Raw genomic sequence first — 19,093 nt, forward strand, 5'->3', positions numbered from 1 at the left:
CGGGGTGGTCAATCAGGGAGCCACGGGCAGTCTAGCAGCGCGCAGGGGGCGGCACCCAAAAAAATGCCCGCGACGACGCGGGCAACTGGGCGGATTCAGGCAGCGTGCGGCATCAGTCGGCGTCCGGCCGGGGCAGCGGCTCGCCCGCGCCGGTGCGCTCGACGATCAGCCGGTAGTGCTGCGGGCTGCGGTGCTTGGCGAAATTGAAGACGTGGTCGCGGAAGGTCTGGCCCATGCCCAGGTCGATGCGCGCCGTGATCACTTCGTCTTCCTCGCCGCTGGCGCGGGCCACGATCTCGCCCGAAGGCGCCACGATCATCGAGCTGCCGATCATGTGATGGCCGTCCTCGTGGCCGCATTTGGCGGCCGCGCCGATCCACACGGCGTTCTGGTAGGCGCTGGCCTGCAGCACGATTTCGTGCGTGGTGGTGCGCAGGTGCGCGGGCTCGTTCCAGTGGATGTTCAACGACGGCGTGTTGTAGCCCAGCACGATCAGCTCGGCGCTTTGCAGCGACATGACGCGGTAGGTCTCGGGCCAGCGGCGGTCATTGCACAGGCACATGCCGATCTTGACGTCGTCGGTCTCCCAGACGCCGAAGCCCAGGTCGCCCACTTCGAAGAACTTCTTTTCCAGATGCTGGAACGGGGCATCCACCTTGTGGTCCGAATGGCCCGGCAGGTGGATCTTGCGGTATTTGCCGATGATCCTGGCGCTGCGGTCCACCAGGATGGCCGTGTTGAACTGGCGGCCTTCCGGCGTCAGTTCGGCATAGCCCAGGTAAAAGCCGATGCCCAGTTCGCGCGCCGTGTCGAACAGGGGCTGCACGTCGGCGTTGGGCATGGTTTTTTCGAAATAGCGCTCCACCGCCTCGGCATTGTCCATCCAGTAGCGGGGAAAAAAGGTCGTCAGCGCCAGCTCGGGAAACACGACGAACTCGGCCTTGCGGGCGGCGGCTTCGCGCATCATCTCGACCAGGCGGCGCACGACCGCGGCGCGGGAGTCGGCCAGATTGACGGCGCCCATCTGGGCGACGGCCAGGCCCATTTTGCGGGAGGGGGAAGAAGGGGTCACAGGGGTCTCCAGGAGTGCGAATCGCCGGAACCGGGCGAGCGGCGCGCCAGCGCCGCCGCCCGGTCGCGTGCGGAACAATGTTGCGTGGCCGGGCGCGCGGTGCGCAGGCCAGGCCGAAGGCGCAAGCATGCCCGGGCGGGGGCAAATCCGATATGGCGGCACGGACGGGGCGCGCCGCGGCGCGCCGGCGCGTCCCGCGACGCTAAGGCGCTGATCTGCATGGACAATCCCCGCGCGGGCGACGCTGGCGGCGGCGCCTGTGCATAACGCGGGATCATGGGCGTGGTGCAAAGTTTTATATCGGGTTTCCCCGTAGATCGCGCCCCGCTGCGCTTCCCGCGCCCGTGGCCGGGGCTGGACGGGCGGACCGGGAAAGCAACAATTGGCACGATTCAGCAGGCGACTTTGCGCTTTTGGGATGTTTCAGTTCCGGTTACATTGCCTTACGCGCAGAATTTCCTCGCAACGCGCCGCTCAAGTGTCACCGGTCCCCATGTCACGTTCCAGAATTGCGGCTTTCGTGTTGTTGATGTCGGCGTTTGGATTCCTGGCGGGGGTAATGGCTGGACGCCATATCGAACTGGGACAGGTCGACGACGAACTTGCCGGGCACAACGCCCGGCTGCTGGCGCACGCGCTGCGCGTGGCCCAGGAGGGCAACCGGCTGATCGCCGCGGCCGCGGACCGGGGCGTGCCGTGTTCGGAAGCTGACGTCGCGACCCTGCGCGTCCTGCTTTTCAATGCCACCTACATCCGAGACATCGGCCGCACGCTGGGCGGCATGCTGCGCTGCTCCGCGGCCTGGGGCAGACTGCCGCAGCCCCTGCTGCTGCCGCCGCCCGCGTTCACGCTGGCGAACGGGCGCCAGCTCTGGGTAGGCGCCACCAACATTGTCGACAGCCGCATCGTCGGCGACATGGCGGCGTACCGCGATCTCATCGTGTTCACCGCGCCCGACGCGTTCGACGGCTTTCCGGAGCCGGGCTCGGGCATCGATGCCAAGCTCTTGACGCGGGACGGCGTGCACGTCTACCGGCTCTTTGGCCGCGCCAACGACCTGGACCTGGACCTGGCGCGGGAGGCCAGCGCAGACCAGGGCTTTGCGCCGGAGCGTCGGGCCTGGGCATGCGCGCCCGAGGGTGGCCCGGATATCTGCGTCGTGTCGCGGCTGCGTTCCGACGCCTGGTTCCAGTTTCCGGCGAGGGTCCTGTCGGTGGCCGGCGCGCTGGCCCTGGCTTTCCTGGCGGGCCTGTGCGTCCTGTGGCGCCTGCATGCGGGCAGCGCCAAGACCGAGCTGCGCAAGGCGATCCTGGGCGGCGACATCCAGGTCCACTACCAGCCGCTGCGCCAGCTCGCCACGCGGCGCCTGGCAGGTTTCGAGGCCCTGGCCCGCTGGCGAGCGCGTGGCCGGGACGTGTCGCCCAGCCTGTTCGTGCCGCTGGCCGAGGCCATGGGCCTGGGCCGCGCGCTGTCGCGGCGGGTGACCTCGCAGGCCTTGCGCGACCTGCACCAGCGCCTGCGCGACAACCCCGAGCTCTACATCAGCATCAACGTGTCGGCGGCGGACCTCAAGGACGCGGGCTACCGCAACTTCCTGATGGACGCCGTGAACGAGCACGGCCTGACGCCCGCCAACGTGGCGCTGGAGATCACCGAGGGCACGCCCTTGTCCGACGGCCACGTCCTTTCGATGGTCAAGACGCTGCGCGGCAAAGGCTTCAAGGTGTTCATCGACGATTTCGGCACCGGCCATTCCAACCTGAATTACCTGGCCGAACTGCAGGCGGACGCGATCAAGCTGGACCGCAGCTTCACGGGCGCCATCGGCGCCGAAGACGCGGGCACGCTGATCGTCGACCACGTCATCAACATATCGCGGGAACTGGGCATCAGCCTGATCATCGAAGGCATCGAAACCGAGGAGCAGGCCAGCTACCTGCTGGCCCGCCAACCCGCCGCCGTGGGCCAGGGCTGGTTGTTCGGCCGGCCCGTCCCGCTGAGCGAGATCGTGGCCGATTGACGGCGCCGGCTGCATATTGTCGTGTGTCCAATGTGCCCAATTTATTTATGAAAAATGCTTCCCGCGGCCGCCGGCTGATTATCTTTCCCGAGGAAAATTATTATTGGCGAATTTTGCAGATAGAATGCGGGCGTTGTTTAACGGGTTAATTTGCTGTATCTGCCATGGGACCTAACCAGACGCTGGTCGACAATCTTCTGCGTATCCTTCCGTATGTCGAGGACGAAGAAGCCGACGCGATGGTAATGGGCATGGGCATGGCGGAAATACGCGAAAAGCTGGCCGCCCTGCAGAATCCGGTGCCCGGCGACAAACAGATCCGGCGCACGCTGCTCAAGCTGGACAGCGTGGGCAGTTTCGGCGCCACGCGCGGCAAGCTGTGGTATCGCACCCTACAGCGCACCGATTTCCGCATCCGCAACATGAATGCGAACATGGCCATGGCCATGTGCGCGCTCAAGCAGGTGGCGGACCGCCATCTGCCGGCCGTTGTGCTGGACGATCTGGCGGCCACGTTCGACGGCGCATTGCGCTATCTCGAAACCCACCAGGCGCAGCCCGGGATCGCGCCCGCGCACGACTGGTCGCGCAAGATCCTGCGCATCGACGGCACCCATCCCACCGTCTTGCCCGAAGTGCCGTCCGAGGTCTACCGCCAGGTCAGCGGCGCCCTCTACTACAACCGCAAGCTGACGTTCCGCAACACGCCCTTTGGCGAAAAGACGCCCAGCGAGCGGGTCTACGTGATGACGCCGCTGGCGATGGTGGACCGCGCCGGCGTGCTGTATATGGTGGCCTGGGGCGCGCGCCAGCCGGGCAGGCGCTTTCTCTTTCGCATGGACCGCCTGTCCGAAGTCCGGTTGCTGGACGAGGCGGCGGACCCGGATCCCACGTTCGACCTGCACGACTACGTGCGCCGCGAGGAAGCCCTGAACTTCGATCCGGGCGGGGAAACCCGCATCCGGCTCCACGCCGCGGAACCCATGATGGAGGACGGCCGCCGCCGCCGCCATCCGCTGCGCGAGTTCTGGCTGTCGCCCGACCAGACGATCGACGAGGACGATGCGGGCTTCACCCTGACCGCCACCGTGCGCCCGTCCGTGATGTTGTGGCAACTGCTGCATGGGCACGCGTCCTCCATCGAAGTGCTGGAGCCCGAGGACATCCGCGAACGCTTCGTTCACGAGGCGCGCGAACTGGCGCGCCGCTACCTCTAGCGCCGGGGGCGCGCGGTCAGTGGCCCGGCCACGCGCGCGCCAGGAGCAGCGGCAGCACTTTCTCGGCCGGACCCCGGACGCCGTGGCTGGCCACGCGATCCAGCAGCGTCGGGTTCGGATTGATCTGCACGAGCTGCGCCCCGCGCGCCATGGCCTCGTAGCAGAGCTCGGCGGCCGCGGGCGTCTGGCACGACGTGCCCACCGTCATCAGCAGGTCGGCGCTGGCGGCCAGTCCCTTGGCGATGCGCCAGACCTCGGGCGCGGGCGCCTCGCCGTGCCACAACCGGCCGGGGCGCACCGCGCCGCCGCAGATGCGGCAGGCCGGCGGCTGGGGATAGGGGCCGTGCCGGGCGTGCCGCGCCGGAGGCGTCGTCAGCGTGTGGGTCATGGCGCAGGCGGTGCACCGCGGCTGGTCGAACCGGCCCTGCAGATGCAGGATGCGCGGACTGCCCGCGCGCTCGTGCAGCGTATCGCCGTTCTGCGTTACGACGAAGGTGCCGGGCGCGCGCTCGGCAAGCGCGGCGATGGCCCGATGCGCCGCATTGGGCGCCGCCAGCAACGCCCGGCGCCGCCTTTCCTCGTGCCAGGCCCACACCAGCGCGGGGTCATTCCTGTAGCCCGCTTCGGTGGCCAGCGCCGCCGCGTCGTAGCGCGCCCACAGGCCGCGCATGCCGTCCCGGCACTGCGGCAGGCCGCTGGCGGGGTTCAGGCCCGACCCGGTCAGCACGATGATATTGCGCGCCGCGCGCAGGGTCTGCACCAGGGAATCGGGTAAATCGAGTTTGCGCAGTTTCATGCGAGCCGCCCCGCTTGCGAGAGCGCCGCGGTCCGGCACCGCCCGGCCTGCGCCGGCGTGCCGGGACAGGCGGCCAGCCGCCGGTCATCGCGGGTAAGGCCGGAATATCCGGCGCGATCAAGGCTGAGAATAATCTTTTCGAACAAACCAGGCATGTCGCTTTCCGTTGCTGAATCAATGAATCAGGGAACCAGGGAATCTGCCGGGATTCTGAAAGCGTATTCGGACAAAATCGGGTTGAATTAATCGTGACAGTATTGCGCAGGGTTCGGAAATATTCGCCCAGATAATGTCCGAATTGCCACTTTGCTATTCTTGGGCCCCGCCATCGCGCCCGGCCCCTTCCGTACCATGCAAAAAAACGGCGACCGCCTTTTGTTTTCCGCATCCGATCTGGTCGGGTTCCTGGAATGCGAACATCTCACCACGCTCGACCGGCTCAATCTGGAATCGCCGCTGCCTGCCGCGCAAGAGGACGAGCAGCTCGAACTGATCCAGCAAAAGGGGCTGGACCATGAGCGCGCATACCTGGAACGGCTGCGCGCGGGCGGCGCACGGATGGTGGATGTGAGCGAGGCGGGCAGCGGGCTGGCCCAGCGCCTGGCCCGCACGCGCGAGGCGATGCAGAGCGGCGCCGACGTCATCTACCAGGCGGCGTTCAGCGACGGCCGCTACGTCGGCCATGCCGACTTCCTGTTGAAGACCGGGCGCCCATCGCGCCTGGGCGATTACAGCTACGAGGCCAGCGACACCAAGCTGGCGCGCTCGGCGCGCGCCAAATTCGTGGTCCAGCTTTCGTTCTATTCATGGCTCCTGGGACGGGAGCAGGGCGCGGCGCCGCTGCACATGCACGTGGTGCTGGGCAGCGGCCGCGAGGTCGCGCTGCGCGTGGCCGACTATGCGCACTACCTGCGCCAGGTCATGCGCCGCTTCGAGGCCCACGTCGACCCGCGCGCGGGCGCGGACACCTATCCCGATCCCTGCGAGAAATGCGCGCAGTGCCGGTGGGATCCGCTGTGCAGGTCGCGCCGCGCGGCCGACGACCACCTGTCCCAGGTCGCCAACATCACGCGGCAGCAGATCCGCAGGCTGAACGGCCAGGGCATCCGCACGCTGGCGCAGCTGGGCACGCTTGCGCCGGATGCGGCCGTGGCGCGTATCGAGCCCGCCGTCCTGCAGCGGCTGCGGTCGCAGGCGGCCCTGCAGTTGCGCGCCCGCACCGATGGCGGCAGGCACTGGGACCTGGTCGCCAAGGATCCTGGCGATCCGGCGCTGCGGGGTTTCGAGCGCATGCCGCAGCCGGACGCGGGCGACATGTTCTTCGACATGGAAGGCGATCCGCTGGAGGAAGGCGGCCTGGAATACCTGTTTGGCCTGTACGTCATCGACGACGGCCAGGAGCGCTTTATCCCTTTCTGGGCGCACAACCGCCGGGAAGAGAAACAGGCTTTCGAGGCGTTCATCGATTATGTCGTGGCGCGCCTGCACCGTTACCCGGACGCCCACGTCTACCACTATGCGCCCTACGAGGCGACGGCGATCAAGAAGCTGATGTCGGTGCACGCCACGCGCGAGGCGGAGGTCGACAACCTGCTGCGCCTGGACAAACTGGTCGATCTGTACCAAGTGGTGCGCGAAGGTGTGCGCGTGTCCGAGCCCGGTTATTCGATCAAGAACATCGAGCACTTCTACCTGCCGCAGCGCGAGGGCGGCGTGACCAACGCGGGCGCCAGCATCGTCTACTACGAACGCTGGAAGCGCACGGGCGAGGCGCAGCTCCTGCAGGACATCGCCCACTACAACCGCGATGACGTGCTGTCCACCTACAAGCTGCGGGAATGGCTGTGCGCGCTGCGTCCGGCCGGCATGCCCTGGGCCAATCGCCGCGACACGCAGCAGCAGATCGACGCCGCCCGGTTCCAGGTCGGGGAAAAGACCCCCGCGGAGCTGCGCCTGGAGCCCTACCGCGACGCGCTGCTCGGGCCCTTGCCCGCCGACGAGCTGGACTGGTCGGACCGAGACCGGTATCGCGCGCTGGTCTACCAGTTGCTGGACTTTCACCGCCGCGAACAGAAGCCGGAATGGTGGGCCATGTTCGCCCGCATGGAAGCGACCGACGCCGAGCTCATCGAAGACAACGAATGCCTGGGCGGCCTGGTGCGCGACGAGACCGTGGCGCCCGAGCCGGTGGCGCAGTCGCTGCGCTACACCTATCGCTTTTCCGCGCAGCAGACCAAGCTGCGCACGGGCGCGTCCTGTACCAATGTGCGCGGCGGACCGGCGATCGGCCGGCTGACCGTGGATCCCGCCGCCGGCATCGCCACGTTCACCATGAACCGCAAGGAAACGCCGCCGCCGCGCCTGTCGCTCGGGCCGGGCAGGCCGGTGAAGATCGACGAGCTGGCCAACGCCATGTTCCGCTATGGCGATGCCCTGCTGGCGTCGGCCGATGGCGGCGGCACGGGGTTTCGCGCGGTGGATGCGCTGCTGCGCCATGCGCCGCCGCGCATCGCCGGAATGGCCCCGGGGCAGGCGCTGGCCGATCCCGCGGGCAATCTGCTGGATCAGGTCGTGGACATCGTGGGCCGCATGGACGAGACCACCCTCTTCCTGCAGGGACCGCCGGGCGCGGGCAAGACCTACACGGGGTCGCGCGTGCTGGTGCACCTGTTGCGCCAGGGCAAGCGCATCGCGGTCACGTCCAACAGCCACCACGCCATCAACAATCTGCTGGCCGGGCTGGAAGACGCGGCGCGCGAGGCGGGCCTGCGGTTTTCCGGCGCCAAGAAGTCGGGGCAGGCCGGCGATGATTCCTGTTTCAACGGGGAATTCATCGAAGACGTCTTCGGCAATGACAAGATCGACCTCGCCCGCCATCAATTGGTGGCGGGCACGGCGTGGCTCTTTTGCCGCGCGGAATTCGAACAGCAATTCGATTACCTGTTCGTGGACGAGGCCGGCCAGGTCAGCCTGGCGAACCTGGTGGCCCTGGGCCAATGCGCGCGCAACATCGTGCTGCTGGGCGATCAGATGCAACTGGGACAGCCGACCAAGGGCACGCATCCGGGCCGTTCGGGCGAATCGACGCTGGAATACCTGCTGAACGGCCACGCCACCATCGCGGCCGATCGCGGCATTTTCCTGGACACCTCCTATCGCATGCATCCGGCGATCTGCGGCTTCATCTCCGACGCGATCTACGACGGCCGGTTGCGGGCCGCGGCGTCCGCAGCCGCCCAGGGGCTGGTGCTGGGCGAGAACGCGGCCGGCGCGCTGGCCGCCAGCGGCATCCGCTACGTGCCGGTCGAGCACGAGGGCAATGCGCAATCCAGCCTGGAAGAGGCGCGCGAGGTCGCCGCGCTGTATGCCAGCCTCATGCAGCAGCGCTACCGGGACAAGCAGGGGCGCGCGGTCCCGCTCACGCCCGACGACGTGCTGGTCGTGGCGCCCTACAACGTGCAGGTCAATACGCTCAGGCAGGCGCTGCCCGAGGGCGCGCGCGTGGGCACCGTCGACAAGTTCCAGGGGCAGGAGGCGCAGGTGGTGATCATTTCCATGGCCACGTCCAGCGGCGACACCATGCCGCGCGACATGGAATTCCTTTTCAGCAAGAACCGCCTGAACGTGGCGGTGTCGCGGGCCAAGTCGCTGGCGATCCTGGTCGCCAGCCCCGCGCTGCTGTCGGTGCGCTGCCAGACGCCGGAGCAGATGGCGCTGGTCAATACGCTGTGCTGGGTCGCCGAAGCCGGTCAACACGCCTAGCACGTGGCGCGCGCCGTGGTTCATCCAGCCAGGGCGCGCATCGCAACAGGGAAAACAGGCGGGCGTGCGGGGCCGGCCCCGCACGCCCGCAGGCGGCGCCGTCAGGCCCGGGGGGGCGTTTCGGCGGGCGGCGTGCCGTTATGGAACAGGGACTTGAGCTGCGAGCGCAGTTCGGGCGAGTCAGCGTGCTTGTGGACCGTGGTCGCATGTTGAACCGCGGCTTCCAGCAATTCCTCGTCCGAGTCCGCGGACAAGGCCACCGAGCAATTCATCTCGCTCGGGTACTCGCGGCAATCGATGTACTTGCGTGTCATGGGGCTCTCCCTGCGCAGGCCAGCAAAGGCTGCGTGCATGAACATCAGACGCGCCGGACGGACTGCACCGGCGCGATGGCGCGTCGCATCGCGGCCGGTGTGTTTCCAGTATAGGACTGGCGCGCGCCGGGCAGTCGGCTTATTTCGAGGGGGCCGGGGGGCGGGCGCGCGCCGGGTCGCTTGCCGCGCCCGCGTGCGACACGGGGCGTCCCAGCAGGTAGCCCTGGAAGTGCGAGCAACCCTCGGCCGTCAGGCGTTCCAGCTGCTCCGGTGTTTCCACACCCTCCGCCGTGGTCGGTATGTCCAGGCTGCGGCCGATGCCGTTGATCGCGCGGACGATGGCCAAGGCCTCGCGGCTGGATCCGACGTCCTGCGTGAACGATTTGTCGATCTTGATCTTGTCGAACTCGAAGGTGCGCAGGTAGCCCAGCGACGAATAACCGGTTCCGAAGTCGTCCAGCGCCACCTTGACGCCCAGTTCCTTCAGACGGTGCAGGGTGGCCAGGTTGCCGGCGGAATTGGTGAGCAGCACCGACTCGGTGATCTCCAGTTCCAGCCGCCGCGCGGGCAGGCCGGACTTGGCGAGCGCCGATTCCACCAGCGACACCAGCGCGCCGTTGGTGAACTGGCTGGCCGACAGGTTGACCGCCACCGTTTCGTGGTCGTCCCAGCGCATGGCTTCGACGCAGGCCTCGTGCAGCGTGAAGGCGCCCAGCTCGTGGATCAGGCCGGTTTCCTCGGCGATGGGGATGAAGTCCTGCGGCATGATCAGGCCCTTGCGGGGATGCTGCCAGCGCATCAGCGCCTCGCGGCCCACGATGCGCACGTGGCTCACGTCCATGATGGGCTGGTAATGCAACTGCAACTGGTGCGAGATGATGGCCTGGCGCAGGTCCATTTCCACCTCATGGCGCCGCAGCGCGGCGGCTTCCATTTCCGGCTCGAAGAATGTGAGGCAATTGCGGCCATTGCGCTTGGCCTCGTACAGCGCCATGTCGGCGTAGCGCAGCAGATGGTCGGCCGACAGCGACTGCGCTTCCGACATCGCGATGCCGATGCTCACGCTGACCGGCACGGTATGCCCCGCGATCTCGAAAGGCTGGCGCACGGCCTCGATCAGGCGCTCGGCCAGCTTGCGCACGTCGTCCTGTTCGGCGATGTTGGGCAGCACCACGGCGAACTCGTCGCCGCCCAGCCGCGCCAGCGTGTCCTGTTCGCGCAGGTGCTTGGGCAGGCGTTTGGCCAGCAGGCGCAGCAGTTCGTCGCCGGACTGGTGGCCCAGCGTGTCGTTGACGCTCTTGAAGTTGTCCAGGTCCAGGTACAGCACGGCGGTCGAGCGATCGCGGCTGGCGGCCAGCGCGCTGAGCAGGCGGTCGCGGAACAGGCGGCGGTTGGGCATGCCCGTCAGCGTGTCGTGGTGGGCCATGTAGCGCACCTGCGCATGGGCCGCGTTTTCGTCGGTGACGTCGTCCGCGATCAGCAGCACATAGCGCGAACGCGGATCGTTGCTGTGAAACGCAAGGGTCTTGGTGCGCAGCGTGCGCGGGCCGCGCGCCGTGGCCAGTTCCTCTTCCTCTTCGCGGATGGCGCCGTCCGAGCGCAGCGCGTCGTTCGTCAGGCGGTCGAAGAACGCGCACACCAGTTCGGGCAGGCATTGCTGCGCGGTCTTGCCCTGCAGGCCGCCCGGGCTGCCGCCGAAGGTTTCCTCGGCCTGCCGGTTCGCCAGCAGGAACTCGCGCGACACGGCGTCCAGCACCAGCACGCATGAGGGGATGTGCGAGACCACCGCCTGCAGGAAGCTGGACATGGAGGTCAGTTCGCCGTTGTAGTGCTCGGCCAACTGCTTGGCCTTCAGGAGCTGCTGCTCGCGCTCGCGGCGCTCGGTGTTGTCGCGGGTGACCTTGGCAAAGCCGATCAGCTCGCCGGCGTCGTCGTGGATGGCGTCGATGACGACGTGGGCCCAGAACAGCGTGCCGTCCTTGCGCACGCGCCAGCCTTCGGCTTCGAACTTGCCGGTTTCTCGCGCGGTGGCCAGGCCGCGCTGCGGCACGCCGCGCGCCCGGTCTTCCTCGGTGTAGAAGCACGAGAAGTGCCGGCCGACGATTTCCTGGGCCGTGTAGCCCTTGGCGCGCTGCGCGCCGGCGTTCCAGTTGGCGACGATGCCATCCGGATTGAGCATGTAGATGGCGTAGTCGACGACGCCTTGCACCAGGTGGCGGTACATGACGTCGGAATTGGCGATGATCATGGGATGCGGCGGGCTTGCGCGCCGGCCGCGTTGCGTCAACGCGCCTGCGCGGATCTGCCCTGAAGGACGAGGGGTTGTACGGATTTACGGCGTGAAGCGGGCAATATTTACCGTACTGTCACGAAAAAGACCAATCTATCGAATCATGTCGCACGAAGTCATTTCATTGCATCGGCAGGGCGCTTCAGAACACTTCAGAACCTGACGCGCGCCTTGAGCGCCTGCGCGATCGTGGGAATGTCGATGTCCTTGCCCGGATGCTTCAGGCAGAAGTCGTACAGCACGGCGATGTAGGCGTTGCCCAGCAGCTTGGTGATGGCGCCCGCCGTGGTGGCGGCGATCGTGCCGCCAATGGCGCTGCCCGCGCCCGGAATGAACTTCAGCATGCCCGAGACGACCGAGCGGCCGATCAGGGTGGCGGCCGACGCGCCCAGCGTGGACGTGACCAGCGTGGTGATCGCGGTCGTGTCCAGTTCCATGCCGAACGTGATGCCGATCTTGGCGATCATGCCGACCTGGATCGGCACCAGCGCAAAGGCATCCGAGAACGGGATGGGCGCGGCGGCGGCCGAGGCGGCCAGGCCCGCGGCGACGTTCACCTCGATCTCAGCCCGCTTTTTTTTTACTTCCAGGGCCTTCTTGTTGCGGGTGGACAGCGCGTTCGCATACGCGCGCTGCTGCGCTTCGGGCACATGCTGCGCCGTCACTTCGATCAGCCCGTCCAGCCCCATGGGCGGCAGTTCGGCGTCCAGTTCGTCGATCCATTCGGGCAGCGCGCGCACGGCCACGACCTGGCGGGCGCGCGGCAACAGCTTGCGGGCCTCGTCAAGAAAGGGACTGTTCTTGCGCGCCTTGGTCAGCACCGCGACGACCGGAATGCCGGCCTTGTCCAGCATGTCGCACAGTTCGATCTCGGCGTCTTCGACGCGGTGGCTGCTGTCCTGGATGCAGAGCCAGGCGACGTGCAGATGCCGGTCCTGGTCGTCCGAGGCCGAGCGTTCCTGGATCAGGTCGGCAAGCTGGGCGCGCGAGCGCTCGTAGTCGCCGACTTCCAGGCCCCGCGTGTCGATGATGGTGAGCGGATGGCCCGGGCGGGTGAATTCCTGGGTGGTCTGGGTGACGGGCTTGCCCGCGCCCGTGCGGGCAAGCTCGCCGCGGAACACGGCGTTGATGAGCGTGCTCTTGCCCACGCCCGTCTTGCCGGCGACCAGGATGTTCACCCGGCCCGCGCCGCGCGTGGCCGTGCTGATGGCGTCGGCGATGGCGTCTTGCAGGTCGGGGTGGTCGGGGCGGATTGCGCTCATTGGACAGGTGGGAAGCGGACGGGGATGCCGGAACGATATCAGACGAGGACTTCTTTGGCGCAAAACGTAATCGGGGGGTGACGGACCCCGTCATCCGGCCGACGCCATGAGAATGACATGCGGCGCCGATATGATCGCGCGGCTTCGCGGGCGGCGGCAGCGTTTTCCATATGGTGAAACCCCAGGACGCCGGCGGCTTGTGCGAGGGAAATTTTGGGGGCAGATAAGTGGGTTCTTCAAAGGGTTACATCTCACATAATCCACTCGCGCTTTTGCCAGGAGGCGCTGCGTAGAATCAGGTCGTTGTCAGGCTACGCCGCGGTACACGCGCAACCCCTCATGCCCCGTCTTGCGCTCGTCCCCCGCTTGCTGCGCTCGCGCCCGTTGACCAAGGGCCTGCGCTACCTGTATCGCTACACGCGGCCCAGGGCGGATCGGCACAACGAAACGCTGTGGCCGTTCGTGACGGTCCGCCGCGATGGCCAGGGCCGGTTGTCGGGCTGCGACCTGCATGGCGTGCGCGGGCCGGCGACGGTCCCGCTGGATCGCTTGCCGCGCGGCATCGGCGGCGACGCGCACCTGATCCTGAGCGGCCCTTCCGTGGCGCAGATCGATTACGACCAGTGCCGCATGAGCACGGTCATGGGCGTCAACGGTTCGATCGCCCTGCGCGCCCGGCATCCCGCGCTGCGCTTTGACTATTACGCGATGCTGGATGCGGGGTTCGTCAAACGGCGGCGGGACCTGGTGGCCCAGGTGCTGGCCCAGGACCTGGTGCTGTTCGTGACGCCGGAGGTGTATCGCTGGATCGCGCTGCTGTTCGACAACCGCACGGTGCGCTGCCGCATCGCGCTGTTCGAGGAAGTGCACCAGCGCGCCCAGCAGCCGCGCGCCAGGCCCGAGGAGCTGGAGGCGCAGTTGGGCGCCGATCCCGAACTGGTGCTGTTCGACGCGCACCACCCGATGCATGCGCACGGATTCAGCCTGGATGCGGCGCGTGGCCTGTTCGGCGGCGGAACGGTTGCCTACACGTCGCTGCAGTTCCTGGCCTGGCTGGGCGCCAGGACGGTCTATCTGCACGGGCTGGACCTGACGGCCACGGCGGGTCCGCGCTTTTACGAAAGCGCTGGCGCGCAATTGCCCACCGCTTTGGACCGGCAGTACGCCGGACATATCGAACCCGCGTTCCGGCAGGCCAGCCAACTGCTGCGCGCGCGGGGAATCAAGGTCTACAACCTGTCGGTGCTGAGCCGGCTGGGCGACGACATCTTTGAAAAGCGTCACTGGAGCTGCCTGCTGGCGCCGGCCGCACAACCGCTGACGAGTCCTGAACAATGAAGATCCTCTACACGAATTTCCACCAGGGCGATGGCGGCGGTCACACGACCTACGTGATGTCGCTGGCGCGCATCCTGTGCCAGAAGTCGCAGGTCACGGTCGGCGCGCCGCGCAAGAGCCGCCTGCTGGCCGAAGCGCGGACCGTGCCCGGCCTGCGCACCATCGACCTGGAATTCAAGGGCAACGTGCTCGAACAACTGAGCGCGCTGCGCCGCCTGCGCGCGCTGCTGCGCAAGGAGCAGTTCGACGTCATCCACGTCAACGGGTCGGCCGATCACCGGCTGTGCATGCTGGCGACGATGGGCATGGGCGCGCGGCGTCCCTTTATCGTGTACACGCAGCACAACGACCGCAACGCCGTCAGCCTGGGCGCGCGGCTGCGCGCCAAGTGGGGCACCAACCGCGTCATCTGCGTGTGCAGCCACACGTTCCGGCGCATGAAGCAGTCGGTGTTCCGCGACGAAGACCTGCGCGTCGTGCACAACGGCGTGGACACCGAGAAATACCGTCCCGCCTGCCGCACCCAGTCCGCGCAGGCGCGCGCCCGCTTCCTGCCGCCCGCATTGCGCGACCGGCTGGTGATCGGCAGCAATGCCGGCACGGCGGACTACAAGAGCTGGATCGACATGGTGGATGCCGTGTCGCGGCTGCCCCAGGCGCAGCGCGACCAGATCGCCCTGCTGATCGCCGGCGAGATGCCGGGCGACGAGATGCTGCGGCAAGTCGCCGCGCTGGGCATGCAGGACCAGGTGGTCTTCACCGGGCTGCTCGACAATGTGGAGCCGGTGCTGGCGGCGCTGGACGTGGGCTTTGTGCTGTCGTCCCGCCTGGAGACGATTTCCTTCGCCTGCCGCGAGATGATGGCCGCGGGCAAGCCGGTCATCGTGACGAGCGTGGGCGGCCTGACGGAAAACGTCACCGAGGGCCGCAACGGCTGGATCGTGCCGCCCGGGTCCCCGGAGACGGTGGCCCGGACGGTGTCGGAGATCCTGCGGAACCGCAGCGTGCTGCAGGCCATGGGCGTGGACGCCCGCAGCACGGCGCTCAAGGAGTTCTCGCTGGCGACCTTCGTCGGCAATACCGAGCGCGTCTACCGCGAGAACGCCTACGTCAGTAGTGGATCACCGTCCGGATCGACTTACCTTCATGCATCAGATCGAAGGCTTCGTTGATACGGTCCAGGGGCAGGGTGTGCGTGACGAAGGGATCGAGGTCGATCTTGCCGCTCATCGCGTCTTCCACCATGCCCGGCAGCTGCGTGCGGCCCTTGACGCCGCCAAAGGCTGAACCGCGCCACACGCGGCCCGTCACCAGCTGGAACGGGCGCGTGCTGATCTCCTGGCCCGCGCCGGCCACGCCGATGATGATGCTCTCGCCCCAGCCCTTGTGGCAGCATTCCAGCGCGGCGCGCATCACGTGCACATTGCCGATGCACTCGAACGAGAAGTCCACGCCCCCGTCCGTCAGTTCGACAATGACTTCCTGGATGGGCTTGTCGTAGTCCTTGGGGTTGATGCAGTCGGTCGCGCCCATGGCGCTGGCCAGCACGAACTTGTTCGGGTTGGTGTCGACGGCGATGATGCGGCCGGCCTTGGCCTGCACCGCGCCCTGGATGACCGCCAGGCCGATGCCGCCCAGGCCGAACACGGCGACCGTGTCGCCTTCCTTGACCTTGGCGGTGTTGTGCACCGCGCCAATGCCGGTGGTCACGCCGCAGCCCAGCAGGCAGACTTTCTCGTGCGGGGCGGCCGGATTGATCTTGGCCAGCGAGATCTCGTTGACGACGGTGTATTCGCTGAACGTGGAGCAGCCCATGTAGTGGTAGAGCGGCTTGCCTTCGTAGCTGAAGCGCGACGTGCCGTCCGGCATGACGCCCTTGCCCTGCGTGGCGCGCACTTTCTGGCACAGGTTGGTCTTGCCCGACAGGCAGAACTTGCACTCGCGGCATTCGGCCGTGTAGAGCGGAATGACGTGGTCGCCCGGCTTGAGCGAGGTCACGCCTTCGCCCACTTCGACCACCACGCCGGCGCCTTCGTGGCCCAGCACGGCCGGGAACAGGCCCTCGGGGTCGTCGCCGCTCAGCGTGAAGGCGTCCGTATGGCAGACGCCGGTGTGCGTGATCTGCACCAGCACCTCGCCGCGCTGCGGGGGCGCGACGTCGATTTCAACGATTTCCAGCGGCTTGCCGGGGCCGAATGCGACGGCTGCGCGTGATTTCATAGCGATGCTCCAGATGGGTTATTTCAGATAGGAACGGACGATGCGCATGAGCTCATCGATCTGCGATTCGGTCTCGGGCCTGGGGGCCGGCGGATTGCCCTGGGCGGACTGCAGGAAAGTTTCCCGCAGGTGGCTTTCCAGCACCTCGGCCATCAGGCCGTTCGTGGCGCCGCGCAGCGCAGCCAGCTGCTGCAGCAGCGCGCCGCATTCCGTGCCTTCGTTCACCGCGCGTTCCAATGCTAACGCCTGCCCCTGGATGCGGCGCAGGCGCGTGACAACGCGTTTCTTTTCTTGGGGGGAGTGCGGCACGGCAGGCTCCGATTCGATACAGGGGGGGAGTATAAGGGCTTGAACCGCGGCCGTCCAGGCGCGGGGGCGGCGCGGGTCTCCCAGACCTATAATTCCGCCACCCTGAAGGACTTACTCTTGGCCATGAACCCATCCGATGTGCGGCTTTACCGGGCCGCGGACTATCCGCGCATGCCCTGGCGCAACGGCGGCGGCACCACCCAGGAGGTCGCCTGCAACCCGGGCGGCCATACCGCGTCGTTCGACTGGCGGCTGTCGCTGGCCGACGTCGCGCAGGACGGCGGCTTCTCGGCCTTTGGCGGCTATCAGCGCATCATCAGCGTGCTGGAAGGCGGCGGCATGGAACTCACCGTGGACGGCCGGACGCAGCGTCCCCTGGGGCCGCGCGAGGCCTACGCGTTCTCGGGCGACGCGGCCGTGTCGTGCCGCCTGCTCGACGGCCCGATCCGCGATTTCAATCTGATCTATGCGCCTGACCGGCTCCACGCCCGCCTGCAATGGGTGCGCGGCGCGGCGCCCTGGGTGTTTCACAGCAGCGCGCGCAGCGTGCTGGTGCTGACGGCCGGCGGCGCCCTGTCGCTGGAGCTGGACGGCGCGCAGCATCTGCTGCCCGCTCGCTACGATTGCCTGCACGTCGAAGGGCGGGACGGCCTGGCCCGCTATTGCCTGAGCGCGGCGGACGGCATTGACGCCTGCGTGATCGAGCTGCTGCCGCGCACGGCCTGAACGCGGGGGATGCCGCCGAGGGCGGAAACAGGCCCGGACCCCGCTCTGCGCCCGGTCCCGCGCCCGGAGCGGGGTCCGGGCCGGGCCGGGGTTAGGGCCGGGGTTGGCCCATCAGGCGGTCAGCAGCGTGGGCCGCCCGCGCACCTGGGCCGGGGCTTGGGCCGTGGCCGGATCCCGCGGGGGCAGGCGGAAGGCGCTGACGGCGGCCTGCAGCCGCTGCGCCTGCGACGCCAGTGACGACGCCGCGGCGGCGGCTTCCTCGACCAGCGCGGCGTTCTGCTGCGTGACCTGGTCCATCTGGGTGACGGCGGTATTGACCTGGTCGATGCCGGTCACCTGCTCGTTCGACGCGGTGGCGATGCCGTTGACCAGCATCGTCAGCCGATCGATGGTCTCCAGGATTTCCGTCATCGTCAGGCCCGCCGCCTCTACCTGCGCGGAACCGGCCTGCACCGTGGCGCCGGAGGCTTCGAGCAATTGCTTGATCTCCTTGGCGGCGCCGGCGCTGCGCTGCGCGAGCGACCGGACCTCGGCGGCCACCACCGCGAATCCCTTGCCTTCCTCGCCCGCGCGCGCGGCTTCGACCGCCGCGTTCAGGGCCAGGATGTTGGTCTGGAACGCAATGCCGTCGATGACGCCGACGATGTCTTCGATGCGGTTGGAGTCCTGCGCGATTTCGCGCATCGTGCTGACCGCCGCCTGCACGGCTTCGCCGCCGCGCTGCACCACCTCGGACGCGGTGGCCGCCATCTCGTTGGCCAAGCGCGCGTTGTCGGCGTTGCTGGTCACCGTGGACAGCAACTGTTCCATGCTGGCGGCGGTTTCTTCCAGCGCAGCCGCCTGTTGTTCGGTGCGGCTGGACAGGTCCTGGTTGCCGGCCGCGATTTCGCTGGAACCCGTGTTGATCTCGATCACGCCGTCGCGCACCGCATGCACGGTGCGCACCAGGCTGGCCTGCATTTCCTGCAGGTAGGGGATGATCTGCCCCACGCAGTTCTTGCCGAACGGCGCGATGGGCGCGGTCAGGTCGCCGCTGGCGATGCGCTGGAAGTGGTCCTTCAGCCCGTCCAGCGGACGTTTCACGAACATCACGACGTAGCGGTCTCCCAGCGCCAGCAGCAGCAGACAGATGCCCAGCACGATGCCCACGCCGATATAGGCCTGGCGGCGGTTGGTCTCGGCGTCCGTCCACAGCTGCAACTCGCGCGCCTGGGCATACGCTTCGTACTGTTCCATGCTCTTGCCGAAGCTGCGGCTGGCGGTGACCACAGGGCCCGCCGCATGGGCGCGCGCCTTGTCGATCGCGCCGTCGGCCAGATGCTGGCGTTGCACGGCGATCCCGTCCGCCAGCGCGTCGAAGCCGGACCGCATGGCGTCCAGCAGCGCGGGCGGCGCCGCGCGGCGGGCCAGTTCGATGAACCGCGTCTGATGCTTCTTGGCCTCGGACAGCGCGGCGTCGATGCTGCGCCCCTCTTCGGCGGCCTTGTCTTTCTGGCCTTCGGCCGCGTATTCAAGCTGGCGCGCCAGCCGCAGCCGGGCGCGCATGACCTGGTCATTGACCCGGGACAGCGTGGAGACTTCGTGCAGGAGTTCGTTGCCGGTGGCAAGCGCTTCGCCGGCGCTGCGCAACCCTTGGACGCTGATGGCCGACAGGCCGGCGATGAAGGCGCTGATCAGGAGCAAGGTCCCCAGGATCATGCGGCGGATCGTGATGTCTTTCAAAAGCTGTGTCATACGCGTCGTCCCAAAATGCAGCAAGCCTGCACC

Annotated in this window: 15 protein-coding genes; 6 read left to right on the forward strand and 9 right to left on the reverse strand. The window is 67.6% G+C overall.

Features of this window, described 5'->3' with window-relative positions; translation table 11 throughout:
- Positions 1-112: 112 nt before the first annotated feature.
- Positions 113-1,045, reverse strand: coding sequence for an N-carbamoyl-D-amino-acid hydrolase (locus tag ACZ50Q_RS01820; protein ID WP_092576573.1), 933 nt, complete (start codon positions 1,043-1,045; stop codon positions 113-115).
- A 586-nt stretch (positions 1,046-1,631) separates the two neighbouring features.
- Here ACZ50Q_RS01820 and ACZ50Q_RS01825 point away from each other — a divergent pair.
- Together ACZ50Q_RS01825 and ACZ50Q_RS01830 are read left to right on the forward strand one after the other, a co-directional pair.
- Positions 1,632-3,092, forward strand: a complete 1,461-nt coding sequence (locus ACZ50Q_RS01825) for an EAL domain-containing protein (protein WP_464080361.1) — start codon at positions 1,632-1,634, stop codon at positions 3,090-3,092.
- A 164-nt stretch (positions 3,093-3,256) separates the two neighbouring features.
- Positions 3,257-4,309 (forward strand): helix-turn-helix transcriptional regulator, encoded by a 1,053-nt coding sequence (locus tag ACZ50Q_RS01830; protein ID WP_464080362.1) that lies wholly within the window; start codon positions 3,257-3,259, stop codon positions 4,307-4,309.
- A gap of 16 nt (positions 4,310-4,325) precedes the next feature.
- Here the strand turns inward: ACZ50Q_RS01830 and ACZ50Q_RS01835 are convergent, their stop codons facing one another.
- Entirely contained in the window at positions 4,326-5,105 is a 780-nt protein-coding gene (locus ACZ50Q_RS01835) for an SIR2 family NAD-dependent protein deacylase (RefSeq protein ID WP_464080363.1), read from the reverse strand.
- On the reverse strand, positions 5,102-5,260 hold the full coding sequence (locus ACZ50Q_RS01840; RefSeq protein ID WP_464080364.1) for a hypothetical protein: 159 nt from the start codon (positions 5,258-5,260) through the stop codon (positions 5,102-5,104). The genes ACZ50Q_RS01835 and ACZ50Q_RS01840 overlap by 4 nt, the downstream gene beginning before the upstream one ends.
- 220 nt (positions 5,261-5,480) lie before the next feature.
- Here ACZ50Q_RS01840 and ACZ50Q_RS01845 point away from each other — a divergent pair, with 220 nt between their 5' ends.
- Positions 5,481-8,867 carry a TM0106 family RecB-like putative nuclease gene (locus ACZ50Q_RS01845; protein ID WP_464080365.1) on the forward strand — a complete coding sequence of 1,129 codons (3,387 nt, stop codon included), beginning with the start codon at positions 5,481-5,483 and terminating at the stop codon, positions 8,865-8,867.
- A 101-nt stretch (positions 8,868-8,968) separates the two neighbouring features.
- On the opposite strand, the gene ACZ50Q_RS01850 is transcribed toward ACZ50Q_RS01845, so the two are convergent.
- The 3 genes from ACZ50Q_RS01850 to ACZ50Q_RS01860 form a co-directional block, all read right to left on the reverse strand.
- Positions 8,969-9,181 (reverse strand): DUF1059 domain-containing protein, encoded by a 213-nt coding sequence (locus ACZ50Q_RS01850; RefSeq protein ID WP_092576559.1) that lies wholly within the window; start codon positions 9,179-9,181, stop codon positions 8,969-8,971.
- Positions 9,182-9,320: 139 nt separating this feature from the next.
- A complete protein-coding gene (locus tag ACZ50Q_RS01855) occupies positions 9,321-11,429 on the reverse strand; it encodes a putative bifunctional diguanylate cyclase/phosphodiesterase (RefSeq protein ID WP_464080366.1) in 2,109 nt (702 codons plus the stop codon).
- A 194-nt stretch (positions 11,430-11,623) separates the two neighbouring features.
- The gene (locus ACZ50Q_RS01860; protein WP_092576553.1) at positions 11,624-12,733 is read right to left on the reverse strand and encodes a YcjF family protein; all 1,110 of its coding nucleotides are present in this window, start codon (positions 12,731-12,733) and stop codon (positions 11,624-11,626) included.
- 339 nt (positions 12,734-13,072) lie between these two features.
- Between ACZ50Q_RS01860 and ACZ50Q_RS01865 the strand changes: the two genes are divergently transcribed.
- On the forward strand, positions 13,073-14,071 hold the full coding sequence (locus ACZ50Q_RS01865) for a hypothetical protein (RefSeq protein ID WP_464080367.1): 999 nt from the start codon (positions 13,073-13,075) through the stop codon (positions 14,069-14,071).
- Entirely contained in the window at positions 14,068-15,243 is a 1,176-nt protein-coding gene (locus ACZ50Q_RS01870) for a glycosyltransferase (protein WP_076517634.1), read from the forward strand. Before ACZ50Q_RS01865 ends, ACZ50Q_RS01870 begins: the two co-directional genes overlap by 4 nt.
- Here ACZ50Q_RS01870 and ACZ50Q_RS01875 read toward each other — a convergent pair.
- Positions 15,182-16,291, reverse strand: a complete 1,110-nt coding sequence (locus tag ACZ50Q_RS01875) for an S-(hydroxymethyl)glutathione dehydrogenase/class III alcohol dehydrogenase (RefSeq protein ID WP_056319378.1) — start codon at positions 16,289-16,291, stop codon at positions 15,182-15,184. The two genes, ACZ50Q_RS01870 and ACZ50Q_RS01875, sit on opposite strands and share 62 nt — an antisense overlap.
- Positions 16,292-16,309: 18 nt before the next feature.
- Complete coding sequence (locus ACZ50Q_RS01880) at positions 16,310-16,600, reverse strand: metal/formaldehyde-sensitive transcriptional repressor (RefSeq protein ID WP_076517629.1); 291 nt, start codon at positions 16,598-16,600, stop codon at positions 16,310-16,312.
- 123 nt (positions 16,601-16,723) lie between these two features.
- Here ACZ50Q_RS01880 and ACZ50Q_RS01885 point away from each other — a divergent pair, with 123 nt between their 5' ends.
- On the forward strand, positions 16,724-17,326 hold the full coding sequence (locus ACZ50Q_RS01885; protein WP_464080368.1) for a HutD/Ves family protein: 603 nt from the start codon (positions 16,724-16,726) through the stop codon (positions 17,324-17,326).
- Positions 17,327-17,437: 111 nt separating this feature from the next.
- Here ACZ50Q_RS01885 and ACZ50Q_RS01890 read toward each other — a convergent pair whose 3' ends face one another.
- A complete protein-coding gene (locus ACZ50Q_RS01890) occupies positions 17,438-19,060 on the reverse strand; it encodes a methyl-accepting chemotaxis protein (RefSeq protein ID WP_464080369.1) in 1,623 nt (540 codons plus the stop codon).
- Positions 19,061-19,093 lie beyond the last annotated feature (33 nt).

It is taken from the genome of Achromobacter sp. T5-5, assembly GCF_055397965.1.